The following is a 19,019-nucleotide window of genomic DNA, read 5'->3' on the forward strand; positions in this document are numbered from 1 at the left end:
GGTTGGATAGCGGTCGGATTTGCGGTTATGCTCAGCGCGGGTGATATCAGTCCAGGACATAGTGGCCTCCATCGAATCTTTGACAATCCGACGGAATCACATCCCACTGATATCACTCAATAACTTTCAGATCGGGCTCTAACGACGAAAATTGGCTTATGGCAGTATTCGTGTGGAATACTTTCCCTAAGGAGTTTGCTATGGATACCTACGTTATGATCGCGGGGACTTTGCTGATATTTTTTGGCGTGGCAGCTATCTTCTTCAAACGCGATATTTCCGCCGGGCAATCTATGGTCTTTGTATTTGGCGCTGCTCTGATCGCTTTGCCGCATATCGTGAATTTTGAATGGTCCAAAGGAACATTGAAATTCACCACTAAGTCGGAAAGCGTTCAGCTCACGAAAGATGTCAAATCTGTCGCGAATCAACAGGCTAGCCTCATTCGCAATGTCGTAGATCTCGCGGATGCCGTTGGAGAAATTACGGAACAAATTCAGGCTCTTGAAGCAGGATTACGTATGTCAGCACCAGATCAATTGGGTGCTCTCCCAACTTTCGAACCCAGTAATTGGAAAACACTGCAACTAGACAGCAAAAACCTAGTTGGCCAAGCTGATATAACGATTAAATCTCTTGATGCGTTACAAGAGCAGCTTCAAAATACCGGCGAACCTGTGGTGGCACCGGACTTGTAATCCGCCATCATAGATCCGCGCGCCGAGCCCAATTTCGATCAATATCCCGTAGATTTCTTCGATATTGTAATACTGAGGCAAGGACCAGTGAGTTCCATCGGCTCAACCCGGAGCGTCCAAACAAGCAAGTAGTATCTGAACGAAGACCGCAGATAGGTCGCTGTACGAGACGAATGGTTTAACAAACCGGACAGCTGCGATGGCCCGTGGACACATCATATAAATGGTGGCACCTTCAAATTAATTGCAACCGACGGAGAATCAAAATTTATGAAATCCGTAAGAGAGCTGACTTTTGGATTTTCAGATGCCGAGAACTATCGGCGTAGAGAAAACAAGGATCTATTTAATCGAATATTTTTGCGTACTGATGCGTTAGATAGAATTCAGGATCCGGGTATATTTTTTGTTGTGGGAGAAAAAGGGACTGGAAAGACAGCCTATGCTGTTTATCTATCGAACTCCCCAACGGAGAGAAGCTATTCTAGGCACAAGTTTATTAGGGAGACGGATTATCAGAAGTTTCTTTTCCTTAAGAACCAGTATTCTCTTCAATTGTCGGATTATGTTGATATTTGGAAGGTGATAATACTTCTTCTTGTCTGTAAGGAGATTTATGACTCTGCGACTATGGCTGATAAAATACTACAATACGGAAAGCTCGAGAGAATAAATAATGTAATTGATGCGTATTATTCTAATGCCTTTTCGCCTGAAATAAAATCAGCACTTCAAGTGATTGAAGATACGAAGGCAGGAGCGTCAATAGTCGCCGGCGCGGCAGGGGTGAAATTGTCTATCTCGGACGAGGTCGGTTTGACGAAGACTCGTCAGAGGGAGACCTTTCAAACTAACCTGCTTGCACTGCAGCGTGAAATGGAATCGGCTCTTAGGGAGCTCAAGCTTCCTAAGAGTTTCAATGTTTTTATTGATGGAATTGATATTCGGCCAAATGGCATTCCATTTTCTGAATATCAAGAATGCGTTAGAGGATTGGCGAACGCTGCTTGGAGCCTTAATAACGATTTTTTCCCGGATATTCGGGATAGTAAGGGGCGCATTAAGGCAATTACACTCCTGAGGCCGGACATATTTAACTCACTCGGCCTACAGAATAGAAATACGAAATTGAAGGATAACTCTGTTGTTTTGAACTGGGTTACTGATTATGATAAGCATAGATCGAGTGAGCTGTTTTATTTGGCAGACCGTCTTTTTTCATCTCAACAAGAATTGCCTCCTGAGGCTGGGGCCTGCTGGGATAGTTATTTCCCATTTAATGCATCTAGCTTGTCTTCAAGTCACGTGAACTACACGTCCTTTATTGTTCTTCTCAGGTATTCTTATCACAGACCTAGGGATATACTAACTATACTTGACATAGCTGGCTCTCTTTATAAGAAGAATTCGGGAAGAGTTGGAGACTTTAATTTGAACGATTTTATGTCACCTTTATTTAAGGAGACGTATGGAAACTATCTTTTGGGAGAGATCAAGGATAGTTTGGCATTTTATTATGATGAAGAGGAGTTTGAGTTATTTTTAAAGTTTTTTGAATTTTTGCAAGGTAATAAGAAATTTGATTACGCTGAGTATAAACAGGCGTTTGGTGATTTCGCGGAATTTATAAATAATCAAGATTTGTCGCCGCCTGATTTCATGAGGCATTCTGACGAATTTATTCAATTTCTCTACGATCAAAATATTATTTCATTCATCGAGCCGACTGAGGATGAGAATTTTATTAGGTGGTGCTTCAGGGAGAGAAGTCTTACGAATATATCACCAAAAGTAAAACTTGGTATGACGTATGAAATTCACTACGGACTTGCTAATACCCTTAATACGGGCAAGAAGTTTGTAAAGCCTAGTGTTATAGGATCTAAAAGGAATGTTTCAAATTCAAAGAAGCCTATGAATGAAGGAAGAATAATTGGTATGGTTGCCAATAAAAAATTTGGCTTTATAAAGCAGGAAGGGCTTCCTGTTGATATCTATTTTAGCACGTCCGATTTGGATCGAAAATATAGTTTCGAAGTTGGACAGAAGGTGTGTTTTGAACTTGAGAAGAGTGCAAAAAAGACAGGTGGATTGGTCGCGAAAAATATATCGAAAATCTAATTCGAAAAAATGTTCGGCTTCATCGTCGAAGCGCCGCATTGATTGATGCTCGATTAGTGTTTGGTGCTTGTTGACGCCGCCACCTCCCACCCCCCCCCAATCTTTTCCCCATCTTCCACCCCCATGCCATAATCACCGCTCTCCCGCTGCCGGATGGATCGCGAGCGTTTCGGGCCAGGCGGTAGGAAATGCTTCGGGGTGGGTGCGGGAACGTAACGCGCCAGTCCCGAGGTGGAGGCCATCGGGGTTCCGCCGGCTGCCGCCCCCCCCCCTCACCCCCCATTAACCACGTTCCCTAACCCGCCGATAATCCCGTGACGCTAGTCTGTCGTGCTCAAGCAAGAGTACAACGTCATGATTTCGAGCATCATCTCAACCGCATTTTCAGGCATGGCCGCGCAGCAGAGTCGCATGGATGCGATTGCCCACAATATCGCCAATGCCGATACGCCGGGCTATGCGCGCAGGGACGTCGACATGGTCAGCGCGCCCGGTGGCGGGGTGCGGGCGGTGCCGCGCGAAGCCGGCGGCGATGTCGATCTGGTGACGGAAATGGCCGGGATGATCGACACCAGAATGGCCTACGAGGCCAATGTCGCGGTGATGGAAACCGGCATGGATATGTGGGACGCGCTGATGAGCGCGCTGGCGCCGGAAGACCGCGACGAGCGCTGGCGCTGAGCCCGGTCGCAATTTGGAATTATACAGCTAAACCAAACCGGTAGCTGCCGCGAAGGGCAGGCGCACTGCCGCCGGTGCGCAGGCCGCAGGCCGGCAATGCCGGCTATTTTCAACAAAATCTGCCCGGTTTTATCCCCATCCTCCACGCCCATGTCATACTTGGCTTGCTTCCGCTGCCGGATGGATCGCGAACGTTTCGGGCCAGGCGGGAGGGAATGCCCCGGACCGGGCGTCCCGACGTAGGGCGGACGGGTCGGGGAGGCGGCAGCCATCGCGGTTCCGCTGGCGGGCGGTGCTCCCCGGAGCGCCGTGCAAAGCCAGCCACCGGGCCGGGTTGCGTTCCAAGCCAGCGGTTGTGCGGGTGAGGGCGGGACCACCGGGCCGGGCCTGTGGCGGACATGATCTGGCTTGATGTGTTCCATCGCACCCGTGGTTTCGGGGGCAGAGCGGGAGGCATCGCCCAGCGATCAGGGTCCGTGCCGGAACCGGCGCCAACAGCATCTCCCGCGGCCTGTCCGGGTCGTGGCCGGAGCAATCCGGGCGAGGGGCCCTGAAGAGGGGCAGGTGGATACGCCAACCCTCGCGTCATGCAGGCCGCCGCCTGTCGGATGCCGGACAGCATCCGGCGAGTTTCGGGCCGCGCGCTGACAGCGCCACCCATTACACTTCGTTCAGAAGGCACTGCCCGCGTGCGGCCCTCCGGACTTCGTCTCCCCATCACCCCGGCGGCAGGGCCGCGCGGGCGGATTTGTGCTGCGCTGATTGGGCGTGCCCGCGCGTGTCAGTTGACCTTGCAGCCGCGGCGGCGTTCCTCGGCCTTGATCTGGGCAACGCGGCGTTCTTCCCACTGGCTCAGGGCCGGGTCGCGGGTCCAGCAATCGGCATTGTCGAAGGTGCGCTTGCCAAGGCTCGACGAGAAGCAGTAGCCGTTGTCGTCGAAGATGGCGTTGCGCTCGTACCAGAGGTCCCAGCAGCTCGCCGCCGAGGCGGCAGGGGCCAGCGCGATCAGGCCGGTGGTCAGGCCGGCGGCGAACAGCATCAGTGAGGATTTCATGTCGTGCTCCATGGTTGGTTCAGGCAATGCGGATCACCGCAGCATGTTCCATGCCTGATCGCCAGGTTCAAGCCCGCATTGACGGGGATCAAGGCTCGGGCCTGATTGCCGGTGAAGCCTCCGGCAGCAGGCAAAAGGCGGCCCGGCGCTGTGCCGGCCCGCCATTGTCGTGCCGCTACTCAGGGAAGCCACAATTTCCGGCTTAACCGGATTGGTGCTGGCATTTGCCGGCTGACAGATTTATCCCGCCATGATCAAGCAAGGCCCGATACGCATGACCCGATTCCCCGTTTTCATCACCGCCGCGGTTGCGGTCCTGCTCACTCTGGCGCCGCCGGCCTTTGCCTGGGAAGCGGTCGAGCAGGTCAAGGCCTATCCGGTCAGCGGCCAGTCGGGCGCTGAGCTGTACCGCTCTATCGGCGACAACGGCCCGGTGATTTCCGGTGACCGCCGCACCATCGCCCACACCACCTTCAAGCTGACCTGGGGGCGCGATTACCGTGAGCGCGGCGATGGCAGTTGCGTCATCGCTGCAAACAATCCGAAGCTGATCATCACCTACACGCTGCCCAAACCGCGCGGCTCCATGCCGTCTTCCGTGGCGTCGAGCTGGAAGCGGTTTGCCGACGGGCTCGCCGCACATGAGCGGGTGCACGGCCAGTACATCATCGAGATGGTGCAGGCGATCCAGGATGTCAGCGTCGGGCTGAGCGAACCCGCCGATCCGGGCTGTCACAAGGTGCGGGCCAAATTGCAGACCCATCTCAAGCGGCTGTCGGACCAGCAGCGCGCCCGCGGCCGCGAATTCGACCGGATCGAGATGGGCGACGGCGGCGCGGTGCAGAGCCTGGTGCTGGCGCTGGTCAACGGGCCGTGAGTCTTGCCCCGGCGCAGCAGTCTCAATAGGGTCGGCCATCCACGCCAAATCAGCAATCAGGATCCCGGATGACCGTTCGCATCGCCACCTTCAATGCCGAAAACCTCTTGAGCCGGTTTGATTTCTCCGGCTTTCGCAACGAACTCAGACAGGACCGGGTGTCGCAGCTTTACGATTTCGCCTCGGAAGCCCAGTACCGCCAGGCCGAAATCGCCCGCGCCGTGTCGCTGACCGACGACACCCGGCAGTTGACCGCGCTGGCGATTGCCGAGGCCGACGCCGATATCCTGTGCCTGCAGGAAGTGGAAAATCTCGATACGCTGCACCGCTTCGAATATGGCTATCTGTTCAAGATGATCGGCGACGGCTACCGCCACAAGGTGCTGATCGAGGCCAATGACAGCCGCGGCATCAATCTGGCGATGCTGGTGCGCGAGGAGACGCTGGACGGGGCGCGGATCGAGGTGCTCGATGTGACCAGCCACGCGCATCAGACCTACGAGGCGCTGGGGCTGTATACGCCGGATCTGGCCGGTCTGGCCCAGCCGCATGACAAGGTGTTCAAGCGCGATTGCCTCGAGGTCGATGTCCAGGTCGGGACCAGGCGGCTAACCATCTACGTGGTGCATTTCAAGTCGATGGGAAGCTCGCGCGACGGCATCGACGGCCGCACCTGGACCATGCCGGTGCGGATTGCCGAGGCGCGGGCTGTGCGCAAGCTGATCACCAAACGGTTCGGGCCCGATGGCGGCGGCAAGCGCTATGTCATTGCCGGCGATTTCAACGATTATTCGGAAAAGCTGGTGATCACCGGCGACCGGCGCAACGGCTATCAGTTCACTCCCGAAGACGCCGAGGATGGCGCGGTCCGGGTGCTGACAGCAGACGGGTTTGCCGAAAACGTGGTGATGCGGCGGCCCGTGATGGACCGCTGGACGCTGTATCACACCCGCGGGCCTCAGGAGCGGCATCTGTGCCAGCTCGACTATCTGCTGGCCTCGCCGGCGATGACCCGCACCAGCCGCGACCGCTTGCCCGACATCATCCGCGCCGGCCAGCCCTGGCGCACGCTGTTTCCCGACGGCCAGGATGTCGAGCGCTACCCGCGCACCGGCTGGGACCGGCCCAAGGCGTCGGATCATTGCCCGGTGGCAATGACCTTCGATCTGGTTTGACGCAGGATGACCGGCATCCCCGAACACCGCGTCTTCGGCATCGAGACCGTGCGGCTCGGCCTTGACGAGGCAGACCACCCCTGGCGGCTGGCCGAGCATGCGGCGATTGTGGCGCACTGGGCGCGCGAACAGGTGGAGCGGCCGTGGCTGTTCAACGGCACGGTGATGTTGCATCGCGGATTGCGGATCGACGGCGGCGGCCTCGCAGGCACCAGCCACCGCGCGCCTTACGCAGCGCTGCTGCACATGATCCAGTCCCGGCCGCGGGCCGATGTATGGCATCTGTTCGGCTCGGCGGTGATGCTGTCGTCGGACGGGGCCATGCTGCTGATCCGCATGGCGGCGAAGACCGCCAATGCCGGCAGGGTCTATGCGCCCGCCGGCTCGCTCGACGAGAGCGATATCAGCGGCGGCCGGGTCGATGTCGATGGCAGCATCCTGCGCGAGGCGAAAGAGGAAACCGGGCTCGACCTGTCGGGCATGGCGGCGGAAAACCGGCTGCTGTGCTGGCGCGATGGTGGTCTGGTCGCGGTGTTCCGCCGGTTCCTGATCGATGAACCGGCTGTCGTTCTGGCCGATCGAATCGGCGATCACATCCGCACCGATCCGCAACAGGAGATCGACGATGTGGTGATCGTGCGCAAACTCGGCGATGCCGGACCGACCGTGACGCCCTACATGCAGGCGCTGATCGGGTTCCATTTCGCAGCCCCCGATTTCAACAGCGGTTGGCAGGCCGGGGGAAGTGGTTAGGATGCGCCTATTCCGGCTCGCGCCGCAACCGCAGGGAACCCGCATGTCATGACGGATTACGCAATCTACGACGTTTTCACAGACACCGCGCTGGCCGGCAATCCGCTGGCCGTGGTGTTTGACGCCGATCATCTCGATGATGCGCGGATGCAGGCCATTGCCGGAGAGTTCAACCTGTCGGAAACGGTGTTCGTGCTCAGACCCGAAAACCCGGTGCATTCGGCGCGGCTGAGAATTTTCACATCGTCACACGAACTTCCCTTCGCCGGCCATCCGACCGTGGGCGCAGCCATCGCGCTGGCCGACATCCAGCTTGGCGATGCCGTGCCCGCCAATGGCATCGACATGGTCAAGATGATCGAGGAGCAGATCGGGCCGGTGCGCTGTGCGGTGCGGATCTCGGCGGGTGAGGCCGGGTTCGCGGAATTCGACCTGCCGAAACTGTCGCGGCAGCTTGAAGCGGAGATCGAACCCGCCGACATCGGCGCGGCGCTGGGGCTGGATCCGCAGGAAATCGGCTTTGAAAACCACCGGGTTTCGCTGTGGAGCGCCGGGGTGCCGTTCGTGCTGGTTCCGGTGCACGATCTTGCCGCCGCCGCCAAGGCCGAGTGCAGTGCGGCCGATTGGGCGCGCATCGCACCGATGGGTGACGGGCAACTGGCCTATGCCTATGTCTATTGCCGCGGCGGCGTGAACCACGCTGCATCGTTTCATGCCCGCATGTTCGCGCCGGGCGAGGGCATGCCGGAAGATCCCGCAACCGGTTCGGCCGCGGCGGCCCTGTCCGGCGCGATCCACCAGTTTGACGGCCTGCTCGACGGCAATCATCCGCTGCTGATCGAGCAGGGCGTGGAAATGGGACGGCCATCGCTGATCCATCTGCATATCGACTGTGCCGGCGCGGAAATTTCCCATGTGCGGATTGGCGGCCAGGCGGTGCGGATCGCCACGGGCAGGTTGCTGCTGTGAGACCAAACCAGGCTGCTGTTGTGCGGGTTGCCGGAACTTCGTGAAAAACAGTGTGGACAAGCCCTCTTATCCGGTCTATACGCCCCCTCGTTCCGGTAACGGGACAGGTGGGGCGCGTAGCTCAGTTGGTAGAGCAGCTGACTCTTAATCAGCGGGTCCACGGTTCGAGCCCGTGCGCGCCCACCATTTTTTTCCTTTGATAATTAAGGGTGTTTTGGCATCCCAAGATTGTGAAGCTGAATGTGACCCTCGAAAAAGGGTGACAAGCCCAAAAAGGTGTCGAGGCGTCAACCGCACGCCCTTATGTGAGCAACACCCTGAAACATATAAATTCCAAGTGTGTTTCACTGAAACCAGTCTCCCAATTTGCGGTTTTCCCATGCGGACACGGTTCTCAGCCTCAGAAGCCGTCGCACAACAAGGTTGCCATACACCTTGTTCGATGGCGTCTTCACTCTCACATTGATGTACTCAGCCGTCCCACAACGCGAACAAGCGAATGGTGGAGCATTACACCCGTTACGCCAAGGCCTTCTCAGTCTGCATCCAAAACTTCGATATTCAGATCGGTAAACACCTGATTGACGCGCCGTTGATAGGTTACAACTTCCTGTGCCAGCCACGCTTGGAACAAGCGCTCTGCTTCTGTGAGCTCTCTTTTTTTCAGCCGGCAAATCCAGTATCGCTCCCTACTTCGCAATCCCAGCTTGAACGGAGCAACGAGCCGGCCCTCTGCTATCGCGCCAAGGCACATGAAGCTATCGCCAATCGTGACGCCTGAGCCCGCCAGTGCTGCTGAAAGGCACAGTGAGGTTTCATTGTAACTGGTCCGCCTTGTTCCCTGGCCAGGATCGGGAATCTTTGCTCTTCGAAACCACGTTTCCCAAGGGTTGTAGTTGCTATCAATCAGAAAATGCGTTGTGGGCGCCAGAGTCCCGTCAGACACATGCGCTGCCGAGTACTCCTGGGTGCACAAGGGAAGGTCAATCCATTCGCAGAGTTCCTCCTCTTCGAGAACCTCTGACGCGAATGCTCCTGCGGGACCGTAGAAAATCCGGAAACTGAAATCCTCATCCATGCGCAGAAAGCCGTTACGCTCGGCGCTGACTTCGACCAGAATACCGGGATTCTGAATCAGGAAACCACCGACCCGTTCAGCGAGCCATGACGTTGCAAAATCCCGATCCACCAGAACGTGAATTGCATTTGACCGCGCGCGCCTCTCGGTGATGCGTTGTGCTGTCGTGTTAATGAGGTCGAAGCCCTGTTTCAGGCCTGCGGCCAGTTGCCTTCCCTCTTCCGTCAACACAACCTTTGGCCGTGACCGCACAACAAGCTGGCAGCACAGGTGTTGTTCCAGGTTCTTGATCTGCTTGCTGACGGCCGGTCGCGACACGTTCAACTCTCGGGCAGCTTCGGTGAACGTACCAAACCGGGCAACGAGATCAAATGCACGTAGGGAGGTCAATGAGTACATCTTGCAACAATCAATGGTAACTTTAGATTACCTCATCGTACTATTTGTCGCTTTGCGAAGCAACCAGCTTCTCCTAGGCTCAAGGACAACTTCCAGAAAGCGGGTCTCACGCTTCTGAGGGTGTTTAATCTACGAGAGGATCGACGGATGTCATTGCCAATAAGATTTGCTGCGAAAGGTCCAGAGGGTTGGGCATCTGCCGAAGATGTTGCATTGGAAACGGCCAAACTGATTGACGGCAAGCCGATGGGCCGGGATCACATTTACTTCCAGAGGGAAACCCCAAGTTTCCGTTCAGGTATCTGGCGCTCGTCACCTTACACCGAATTTTATGAGAACTACCCGTGTGATGAATTCATGTATGTGCTCGAAGGGTCGGTAACAATGGAGAGTGACGGCTTCTCGGAGACCTATTCGAAGGGTGACGCATTTCTCGTTCCGAAAGGCTTCCGGGGCTACTGGAAGCAAACCGAGCCAATGTTGAAATTCTACGTGATCATCGACTGAGAAGGCTGCGTTTTACACCATGTCAGATATCCCCAAAAACACCCAGGATCTCGGCACCTACGACTATGTGGTTGTCGGTGCCGGTTCCGCAGGTTGCATCATTGCCAACCGCCTCGGAGAAGATCGGAATTTGCGCATTCTGGTTCTGGAAGCCGGAGGCAATGACAATTCCATTTTCGTCAAGATGCCGTCGGCTTTCTCCATCCCGATGAACACAAAACGGTTCAACTGGGGGATGAAGACCGAGCCGGAGCCCGGTCTGAACGGCCGGGTGATGAACCTGCCGCGCGGAAAGGGACTTGGCGGGTCTTCGTCCATCAATGGAATGTGCTACGTGCGCGGCAATCCGATGGACTACGAATTGTGGTCCGCTCTCGGTGCCGACGGCTGGAACTGGGCCAATGTGCTGCCCTACTTCCAGAAGCTTGAAAACGTACGGGATGGCGGTGCAACTCGCGGCACTGACGGGCCGATTTCGGTGACCCGTGGAACGGAGGCAAATCCGCTTTATCACGCCTTCGTGGAAGCGGGACAGCAGGCGGGTTACGCCCGAAGCCCAAACATGAATGATGGCCAGCATGAGGGCTTCGGCCCGATGGAGATGAACGTCGGCCATGGAGAGCGGTCAAGCACTGCGGTTGGCTATCTGCGCCCGGCCGTGAAGCGGGGCAATGTGCGTGTGATTTCGCATGCACTCGTTGATCGAATCGTTTTCGAAGGCAAGCAGGCAACTGGTGTGCTTTTTTCGTGCAACGGAAAAGCGATGTTTGCCCGGTCTGGTCGGAATGTCGTTCTCTGTGCCGGCTCGATCATGTCGCCAACCATCCTCAAACGGTCCGGTATCGGACCAGCCGACGAGTTGCGGGCGCATGGCATTGATGTCGTGGCGGACCGCGCCGAAGTCGGCGCCAACCTGATGGACCATCTCGAGATCTACCTGCAACAGGAATGCACGCAGAACGTCTCGCTCTATTCGAAGATGAATCCCTTCGGAAAGGCGATGATCGGTGCTCGCTGGTTGCTTACAAAGTCCGGGCTGGGGGCCACAAACCATTTTGAAACTGGTGGCCATATCCGCAGCCGCGCAGGCATCGTTTACCCGGATATTCAGTATCATTTTCTGCCGCTGGCGGTTTCCTACGACGGCACGACAATGGCAGATGGGCACGGCTTCCAGGTTCATGTGGGAACAAAGCGCTCGAAGAGCCGCGGGACGGTCAAATTGCGCTCTGCATTAACGCAAGACTTGCCGAAAGTGCAGTTCAACTACATGACGCACCCCGACGACTGGTTGGAGATGCGCGCCTGCATCCGGTTGACGCGCGAGATCTTCGCCCAGCCCGCGATGGATCCCTACCGGGGACGGGAGCTTGCGCCGGGCGAGGATTGCCTAAGTGACGAAAGTCTCGACCAGTTCATCATCGATAAAGTTGAGAGCGCCTACCATCCTTGCGGAACCTGTCGCATGGGATGCGACGAAAGCGCAGTCGTCGATTCCGAGACAATGAAGGTGCGTGGTGTCAGCGGTCTGTGCGTGGTCGACAGCTCCGTCATGCCGCAGGCGACGGCGGGCGACCTTAACGCGCCGACGATGATGCTGGCGGAACGCTCGGCAGACCTGATCCGCGGACGTGATTTGGCCACCGCTGCAGAAGCGCCGCTTCTGGCTGATCCGGAATGGGAAACACGGCAAAGATCACAACACATCAGCTGCGACTATTCTTCAAACCGCGAAGCTTTGCACGCGGCCCTCATAATGAATGCAAAGACAGAAACACCAACCAGGAGTGCCTCATGAAGCGCTACATGAAAAATGGAGTTTTCGCTCTTACCCTTTTGTCGGTGGGAAGTTTTGCCTCGATTGCAGTGGCCGAAGTCGAGTCGGAAAAGCCTATCAAGATTGCTATCAATGAATGGACTGGTCAGCATCTTTCCGCGAACATCGCAGCTGAGCTTTTGAAAAAGATGGGCTACCAGGTCCAGCTGGTCACGGCTGGCGGTTTGCCACAATTCACAGCGATGGCTCAGAACGAATTGGATCTCAATCCCGAAGTTTGGGATAATTCGGTGACGGATATCTACACAGATGGTCTTGCGTCGGGAAAGCTTGTCAACCTGGGTGATTTGGGCCTGGAACCACAGGATGGGTGGATATACCCTCCTTATATGGCTGAGAAATGCCCTGGCCTGCCTGATTATCAGGCACTCTACGATTGTGCCGAGGCTTTCGCCACCGCTGAAACCTTTCCGAACGGACGTCTGGTCTCTTATCCTGCCGACTGGGGGACCCGATCAGCCTCGGTCATCAAGGCAATCGATTTGCCATTCACCGCGGTGCCCGGCGGCTCCGAAGGTGCAATGATGGCGGAACTCAAGAGCGCCATTGCTTCTGAGGAACCTATCCTGATGATGATGTGGCAACCCCACTGGGTGTTCGCTGAATTCGAGCTGGAGTCGGTGGTGTGGAACCCCATAGAAGGTGAATGCGTCGAAGAAACCCAAGTGCGCGAGACCGCTTGCGGGTTTGCACAGGCTTCAGTCAACAAGATCGTGTCGAGTCAGATGCCCGTCACATGGCCGGGCGCAGCAGCCTTTGTCGAGAAGTTCACCCTGACGAACGAAGAGCAAAATGCGATGATCTTCGAGGTCGATCAGGGCGGACGCGCCCTGGACGAGGTGGTTCAGGAATGGATCGACACCAACGAGGCCAAATGGTCAGAATGGATCAAGTAAAAGCCAACCGAGACCCGGCAAACCTGCCGGGTCTCGACCCTTGTAAACTCGGAGAAACATTGTGCTTGCGAATGAAGCGGATCGCACTGCGGCCGAAGTAAAGGTGTCCTGCCGGAACCTGTGGAAGGTTTTCGGTCCGAACCCCGATTCTTACTTCGAAAAGCCAGGGGGCGAGATCGCTGTCGATGCCCTCGCGGCGCGGATGCGTGACGAGGACCATTTGCCTGCCGTAATCGATGTCAGCTTCGACGTCCATGTCGGCGAGATATTCGTCATTATGGGCCTCTCCGGATCGGGCAAATCCACCGTCGTCCGCTGCCTGTCGCGGCTGATCGACGCCTCTCACGGACAGGTCCTGCTTGACGGTGATGATCTTCTGAGCATGAGCCCGAAAGAATTGATCGAGGTCCGGCGCCACAAGATGGGAATGGTGTTCCAGAATTTTGGACTGCTGCCGCATCTCACTGTCCTGGAAAACGTAGCCTTCCCCCTGCGGCTTCAGAAGTTGTCGCTGGCGGAGCAGCAGGAAAAGGCGCAGCGCGTCATCGAGCTTGTTGGGCTCACGGGGCGTGAGCAAAGCTTTCCAGGCCAGCTTTCCGGCGGCCAACAACAGCGGGTCGGCATTGCGCGGTCGCTGGCTGTCGAACCTGACCTCTGGCTGCTGGATGAGCCGTTTTCTGCACTCGACCCGCTGATCCGACGTCAGATGCAGGATGAATTCCTGCGCATCCAGCGGGTTCTTCAAAAATCCATCGTCTTCATTACGCATGACTTTCTCGAAGCGTTGCGGATCGCTGATCGCATGGCGATCATGCGGGCGGGTAAGATCGTGCAGATTGGCACTCCGGAAGAATTGATCCTGAACCCGGTGGATGACTATGTCGCCCAGTTCGCCAGCGAAGTGCCGCGGATCCGCGTGCTGCGTGCGGGGGAATGCACAGTGGAAATGACTGGCGACACCTCCGGGATGCAGCGGGTATCAAGCCGGACCACGGCAGAGAACCTGGTGAGCATCCTGTCCAGCCAGCCTGAGGGGATCGTCGTGGAAGACCCGACGGGGGTAGAACTGGGTATTGTTACCCCCGCCTCCTTTATCCGGGCGCTCGCTTCGGTGGAACGTAAGCGATACAATGACGCTGAATAGACTGAAAAGTACCAAGCTGTCCGCAGATCCTCACGTTGGCGCGCAACGTAGCCGGGGCTGGTTGCTCGTCGTCTTGTTGGCCTTTGGCTGCATCCTCGTGCAGGATCGCGTCGATTGGGTTGCTCACTATCCTGACCGTCTCATGTTGCCGATAGACAGTGCCTTGAACGCAGTTATGGATTGGGTGATCGCCAATTTCGAGCCGTTCTTCAAGGCCATAACCGTGCTTCTGTCTGCTCCGATGGAATGGATTCGCGCGCTGCTTCACGTCCTGCCGTGGAGTGTGTTTACCTTTGTCATGGCAGCCATGGCCTTTCGCGCGCGCGGTGCGGGACTGGCGGCATTTACCGCCCTGAGCCTTGTCTATGTGCAGACTGTGGACCTCTGGTTCGAAGCGATGAACTCCTTTGCGCTAGTGTTCATCTCAGTGCCGCTGGCAGTTCTGATTGGATTCGGTCTGGGCGTCTGGGGCTTTGTGTCTCCGCGAGCTCAACGCGCCATTTATCCCATGCTTGATATTGCACAAACAATTCCGGCCTTTGCCTATCTCTTGCCGATTCTGCTCTTGTTCGGGTTTGGTCCGGTTGTCGGACTCGTGGCCTCTATCCTTTTTGCGTTCCCCCCAATGGTGCGCAATACCATCCTGGGGCTGGAACGGGTCCCCTCCGATATCATTGAGGCAGGACTGATGTCGGGTGCAACATCGTTTCAGTCGTTTCGACAGGTTCGGCTTCCGTCCGCGCTTCGCCAAATACTGATCGGTGTCAACCAGACCACGATGGCCTCACTGAGCATGGTGATTGTCGCCTCGATTATCGGCGGCACCGCGGATATCGGTTGGGAGGTGCTGTCGACCATGCGCAAGGCGCAGTTCGGCGAAAGCCTCGTAGCAGGCATTGTCATTGCATTGATGGCCATGATCCTTGACAGGATCACGTTCGGATTTGCCGAACGCGAAGGGGCGACCACCATTGTGAAGAGCAGTATGCAGCGCTACGGATTTTCCCTGACCGTCATCGGAATTGTTCTTGCCCTGATGGCCCTGCAGACTGTTTTCCCGATTTTGGCTCACTGGCCGAACGGCTGGCACTTGGACTTGGTAAGCCCGCTCGATGAGGCAATAAATTGGTTCGTTGTCAATTTCAAACCGGCGCTCGACGGTGTCAAGAACGCCAGTCTGTTCGTGGTGATGCTGCCGCTCAAGCTGGGTTTTGATACTGCTATAAGCCCTTTTACTTGGGGGTTCAAACTACAGCCTTGGCATGTGGCCGGATATTGCATCCTCATCGGCGCTGCAACCTTCGCAGCATGGCGTGTGCGGCGGACAGCTTTGGCCGTCTGGATCGTCGTCCTGTCGCTGGTTTTCTATGTGGGCCTTACCGACATGCCTTGGCCCGCGTTGTTGGCGATCCTGACCTATTTCGGCTTTTGCCTCGGTGGCTTTCCCCTGGCTATCGGTACCGCGCTTGCGACGGGCTTTCTTCTGGTCTCCGGGTCCTGGGACAAAGCGATGCTCTCGCTCTATCTGTGCTCGCTGTCAGTTCTTGCCGCGTTTGCTATCGGTTCTGCGCTCGGGATTGTCGCTGCACAGAACGATTGGTTTTCAAAGGTCATGCGCCCGGTCAACGACACGCTACAGACGATGCCGCCTTTTGTTTTGCTGATTCCAATCGTGATGCTGTTCAAGATTGGCGAGTTTACGGCCCTGTTTGCCATTGTGTTTTACGCGCTCGTGCCTGCATTCCGGTACACCGAACACGGCATAAGACAAGTTTCAACCGATGCCGTGGAGGCGGCGACGAGTCTCGGGGCAACGCCGAGCCAGTTGCTCTTCTTGGTCAAGCTGCCGCTGGCGCTGCCCAACATCATGCTCGGGCTCAATCAATCGATCATGGCTGGCATCGCGATGCTGGTGATTGCAGCACTGGTTGGCACGACCGGACTTGGCCAGGAGGTCTATATCGGTCTCAGCTCCGGCAATTTCGGGCAAGGGTTCGTCGCCGGGATCGGAATGGCCATCATCGCCATGACCGCGGATCGCTTCTGCCAGGCCTGGCAACGCAACTATCAGAAAAATTTGACGAAAGGGTAGAGCATGAAACTGGTTTATTCCGACGATCATCGCGAACATGCGGGCGCAAAGGAGATGCGGTACGATCAGATGATTCCGATGTCCGAAAGCCCAGAGCGCATGGACATCATCATGGAAGCGCTCGCCAAGGCCGGGTTCAAGGATGTGGTGCCGCCGCAAGCCCATGGGTTGGAGGTCGCGCACCAGATACACGATCCGGCCTTCATCAGTTTTCTGCAACGCTGCTACCCGCTTTGGGAACAGGAATTTGGTCCCGGCGGGTTCGCCACTGCCTATACTTTCGGAATGCGCTCAATGGGCCAGTCGCCCAACGCTTCGGTTCATTCGATGCTGAGTTGCTATACTTTTGACGTCTGTGTTCCGTTCGTGAAAGGCACCTGGACCGCAATAAATTCGGCCAAGGATGTCGCGCTGACAGGAGCCGGTTTGATTCAGAGCGGCGAGCAGGCAGTGTTCTCGCTTTGCCGTCCGCCAGGGCACCATGCTTCGCAGGATCTGGCGGGAGGGTATTGCTACATGAACAATGCCGCGATTGCGGCGCAGGCCCATCTCAACGCCGGCAGCAAGCGAGTGGCCATCCTCGATATCGATTATCACCACGGCAACGGCACCCAGACGATTTTTTATCAGCGCTCGGATGTATTCTTTGCGTCGCTTCATTGCCGGCCCGAAGATGAATATCCGTTTCTTCTGGGCTACGCGACCGAAGTCGGAGAAGGGGATGGCAAAGGCTACAACCTTAATCTGCCAATGCCGCGCGGCACCGACTATTCTGTATGGGAGCAAGCCCTTCAGACCGCCCTTCAACGCATTGAAGCCTATAATCCCGATGTGCTCGTTGTGTCGCTTGGGGTTGATACCTTTGCCGACGACCCAGTGGGTGGGTTCATGCTGCGAAGCCTGGATTTCACAGATATCGGCAATAAAATCCGGACGCTGAACCGCCCAACGCAGTTCGTAATGGAAGGTGGATATTCGATGAGCGAACTTGGCACGAATGTCGCCAATATTATTTGTGGATACTCCACAAAAGTTTTGGAAGTATTGCCTGAACGCGGCTGAGCGGCGTGGCGGATTGAGATGCGCCTTTGGCCGAATGCCAGCCGAACGTGCGAACTTTGCTCATGCTGCCCAGGGTCCAATGGTGATTGAAACAATCGCACTTTGTCACGCACTGGATACATGGACCTGTCGCGGGTTGATGCCGCTCCTTTGATAGCATTTACTGCAACAAAGGAGACAAACTATGGGACTGAAGCGGACGGACGAATTTCGCAAGGATGGATCGTGTCCCTTTGCGTGGTGTAGCTGGATTTCATAGCCATCGGTGATTTCCGGTAGGGTCAGAATACGATACCGTGACTGAGGAGAACAACGGCAACATTCTCAGGTTTGTCGGCGGGAGCGAGACGCCTGAAGCGAATTTTGGCCGCACACAGATCAGCGGCATTCTCGAAGTGGCCGTGGCTGGTTTGACACCGGAGCTGCGGCTGCCGTTCCTGCTGCATGAGGTCGAGGGAATGAAGATTCGCGATATTGCCCGCGATCTGTCGCTCAATTCGATTACCGTCAAAACCCGCCTGTTTCGCGCCCGCCGGCAGTTGCGTGCGGCGCTGGAAGAGCGCTTGCAGGGTGGGTTTGGTAGCATCTTTCCGTTCGATGGAGCCCGTTGTGCGCATATGGCCGACACGGTTGTCGCACGCCTTGTTTCAAAGGGTGAGTTGTAGAAACCACGTCAGCTGATTTGATCTTCCGGCGATGGTTTAGTTCTTTGACTTGTCCCTCGGTGAAATCGGCGTTGCATTCGGGAGCAGCACCCGCGCGGCAGCGCCTTCGAGGTCCTCATACTGGTTTGTGTGCAGGCTCCACAGAAAGGCGGCCAGCGCCACGCCGCCGAGGCTGATCGAGATCGGGATCAGGAACAGGTAATTCATTCGGCCAACTCCTCGGGGCGCAACGCCACCCATGCGTGCCAGGTACCGTGCCCGAGCAGAGGGAATATGACGATCATGCTCAGCAGTCCCGTCACCGCGCACATGGCAAAGCCAAAGGCGACGATCACGCCCCAGGGCAGCACCACGCGCAGATTGTGGGTGGTGAGCGCGAATGACGTGCCCAGTGCGGTCAGCGCATCGGTGCGGCGGTCAAGCAGCATCGGTATTGAGAACAGGCTGATTGCCATGGCGAAGGCGGCGAACATGCCGCCGACTGCCGATCCGGTCAGGACCAGCGCCCAGCCGCGCGGCGTGGTGAAAAGCTGGCTCAGGATATGGTCAAAGCCGGGAAACGGCAGCAACCCGAAAAACAGGGCGTAAAGCAGATCAGCCGCGCGAAGCCACACCATTACCAGGAGGCACAGCATCAGGCCGGCGAAAGCCAGTTGCGCGCCGGAACGCGGACGCACCAGCAGCATGTCGGCAAGGCTGATCTTCTCGCCGCGCTGCAACTTGCGGCTCTTTTCGTAAAGCCCGATGGCGACAAGCGGGCCGATCACCAGAAATCCGGACAGCGCGGGAAAAATCATCCACATGAGATTGGCAAGCGCCAATCCCCAGATCACCAGCACCGACAGGGCAAAACTGGCCAGGCCGTAGATCAGGCTCTGCAGCGGGTTGTGGCGGAAATCAGCCCAGCCGGCGGCGAGCCATGACAGCGCCGCCGTGGCGGGCAAATGCCGGGCATAGCCACGGTCGGGGCGAACCGGAGGTTGGACAGCGGGAAGGGGTTCAAGCATGGCA

At 56.7% G+C, this 19,019-nt stretch carries 18 protein-coding genes and 1 tRNA gene; 15 read left to right on the top strand and 4 right to left on the bottom strand.

The features are described 5' to 3' along the window. Positions 1-200 precede the first annotated feature (200 nt). The 3 genes from ABJN75_RS00070 to ABJN75_RS00080 all read left to right on the top strand — a co-directional run bounded on the left by ABJN75_RS00070 (position 201) and on the right by ABJN75_RS00080 (position 3,500). The gene (locus tag ABJN75_RS00070) at positions 201-698 is read left to right on the top strand and encodes a hypothetical protein (RefSeq protein WP_348435631.1); all 498 of its coding nucleotides are present in this window, start codon (positions 201-203) and stop codon (positions 696-698) included. A gap of 270 nt (positions 699-968) precedes the next feature. Continuing rightward, the gene (locus ABJN75_RS00075; protein ID WP_348435632.1) at positions 969-2,819 is read left to right on the top strand and encodes a hypothetical protein; all 1,851 of its coding nucleotides are present in this window, start codon (positions 969-971) and stop codon (positions 2,817-2,819) included. A 354-nt stretch (positions 2,820-3,173) separates the two neighbouring features. Continuing rightward, positions 3,174-3,500 carry a flagellar basal body protein gene (locus tag ABJN75_RS00080; RefSeq protein ID WP_348435634.1) on the top strand — a complete coding sequence of 109 codons (327 nt, stop codon included), beginning with the start codon at positions 3,174-3,176 and terminating at the stop codon, positions 3,498-3,500. Positions 3,501-4,281: 781 nt separating this feature from the next. On the opposite strand, the gene ABJN75_RS00085 is transcribed toward ABJN75_RS00080, so the two are convergent. Then, entirely contained in the window at positions 4,282-4,554 is a 273-nt protein-coding gene (locus ABJN75_RS00085) for a YARHG domain-containing protein (protein WP_348435636.1), read from the bottom strand. A 274-nt stretch (positions 4,555-4,828) separates the two neighbouring features. On the opposite strand from ABJN75_RS00085, the gene ABJN75_RS00090 reads away from it, so the two are divergent. The 5 genes from ABJN75_RS00090 (at position 4,829) to ABJN75_RS00110 (ending at position 8,514) form a co-directional block, all read left to right on the top strand. Continuing rightward, positions 4,829-5,431, top strand: coding sequence for a DUF922 domain-containing protein (locus ABJN75_RS00090; protein WP_348435638.1), 603 nt, complete (start codon positions 4,829-4,831; stop codon positions 5,429-5,431). A 68-nt stretch (positions 5,432-5,499) separates the two neighbouring features. Further along, positions 5,500-6,606 carry an endonuclease/exonuclease/phosphatase family protein gene (locus ABJN75_RS00095; protein WP_348435640.1) on the top strand — a complete coding sequence of 369 codons (1,107 nt, stop codon included), beginning with the start codon at positions 5,500-5,502 and terminating at the stop codon, positions 6,604-6,606. A gap of 6 nt (positions 6,607-6,612) precedes the next feature. After that, entirely contained in the window at positions 6,613-7,359 is a 747-nt protein-coding gene (locus ABJN75_RS00100) for an NUDIX hydrolase (protein ID WP_348435643.1), read from the top strand. 48 nt (positions 7,360-7,407) lie between these two features. Continuing rightward, entirely contained in the window at positions 7,408-8,328 is a 921-nt protein-coding gene (locus ABJN75_RS00105) for a PhzF family phenazine biosynthesis protein (protein WP_348435645.1), read from the top strand. 110 nt (positions 8,329-8,438) lie between these two features. Next, a tRNA-Lys gene (locus ABJN75_RS00110) sits at positions 8,439-8,514 on the top strand. 349 nt (positions 8,515-8,863) lie between these two features. On the opposite strand, the gene ABJN75_RS00115 is transcribed toward ABJN75_RS00110, so the two are convergent. Then, positions 8,864-9,796: a LysR family transcriptional regulator gene (locus ABJN75_RS00115; RefSeq protein ID WP_348435647.1), complete on the bottom strand. Its 933-nt coding sequence runs from the start codon at positions 9,794-9,796 to the stop codon at positions 8,864-8,866. Between the two features lie 222 nt (positions 9,797-10,018). Here ABJN75_RS00115 and ABJN75_RS00120 point away from each other — a divergent pair, with 222 nt between their 5' ends. The 7 genes from ABJN75_RS00120 to ABJN75_RS00150 all read left to right on the top strand — a co-directional run bounded on the left by ABJN75_RS00120 (position 10,019) and on the right by ABJN75_RS00150 (position 18,008). Next, positions 10,019-10,312: a cupin domain-containing protein gene (locus ABJN75_RS00120; protein WP_348435649.1), complete on the top strand. Its 294-nt coding sequence runs from the start codon at positions 10,019-10,021 to the stop codon at positions 10,310-10,312. Positions 10,313-10,331: 19 nt separating this feature from the next. Beyond that, positions 10,332-12,110 (top strand): choline dehydrogenase, encoded by a 1,779-nt coding sequence (locus tag ABJN75_RS00125; protein ID WP_348435651.1) that lies wholly within the window; start codon positions 10,332-10,334, stop codon positions 12,108-12,110. Then, positions 12,107-13,045: an ABC transporter substrate-binding protein gene (locus tag ABJN75_RS00130; protein WP_348435653.1), complete on the top strand. Its 939-nt coding sequence runs from the start codon at positions 12,107-12,109 to the stop codon at positions 13,043-13,045. Before ABJN75_RS00125 ends, ABJN75_RS00130 begins: the two co-directional genes overlap by 4 nt. 61 nt (positions 13,046-13,106) lie before the next feature. Continuing rightward, positions 13,107-14,189: a betaine/proline/choline family ABC transporter ATP-binding protein gene (locus ABJN75_RS00135; protein ID WP_348435655.1), complete on the top strand. Its 1,083-nt coding sequence runs from the start codon at positions 13,107-13,109 to the stop codon at positions 14,187-14,189. Further along, positions 14,119-16,281 carry an ABC transporter permease subunit gene (locus tag ABJN75_RS00140; RefSeq protein WP_348435657.1) on the top strand — a complete coding sequence of 721 codons (2,163 nt, stop codon included), beginning with the start codon at positions 14,119-14,121 and terminating at the stop codon, positions 16,279-16,281. The genes ABJN75_RS00135 and ABJN75_RS00140 overlap by 71 nt, the downstream gene beginning before the upstream one ends. 3 nt (positions 16,282-16,284) lie before the next feature. Continuing rightward, positions 16,285-17,343 carry a histone deacetylase family protein gene (locus tag ABJN75_RS00145; RefSeq protein ID WP_348435659.1) on the top strand — a complete coding sequence of 353 codons (1,059 nt, stop codon included), beginning with the start codon at positions 16,285-16,287 and terminating at the stop codon, positions 17,341-17,343. 296 nt (positions 17,344-17,639) lie between these two features. Next, positions 17,640-18,008, top strand: coding sequence for a sigma factor-like helix-turn-helix DNA-binding protein (locus ABJN75_RS00150; protein WP_348435661.1), 369 nt, complete (start codon positions 17,640-17,642; stop codon positions 18,006-18,008). Positions 18,009-18,044: 36 nt separating this feature from the next. On the opposite strand, the gene ccoS is transcribed toward ABJN75_RS00150, so the two are convergent. Continuing rightward, complete coding sequence (gene ccoS, locus ABJN75_RS00155) at positions 18,045-18,215, bottom strand: cbb3-type cytochrome oxidase assembly protein CcoS (protein WP_348435663.1); 171 nt, start codon at positions 18,213-18,215, stop codon at positions 18,045-18,047. Next, a complete protein-coding gene (locus ABJN75_RS00160; RefSeq protein ID WP_348435665.1) occupies positions 18,212-19,015 on the bottom strand; it encodes a DUF2189 domain-containing protein in 804 nt (267 codons plus the stop codon). The genes ccoS and ABJN75_RS00160 overlap by 4 nt, the downstream gene beginning before the upstream one ends. Between the last annotated feature and the right edge of the window lie 4 nt (positions 19,016-19,019).

The sequence above is a fragment of the Hoeflea sp. genome, from assembly GCF_039975035.1.
Classification (GTDB): Bacteria; Pseudomonadota; Alphaproteobacteria; order Rhizobiales; family Rhizobiaceae; genus Hoeflea.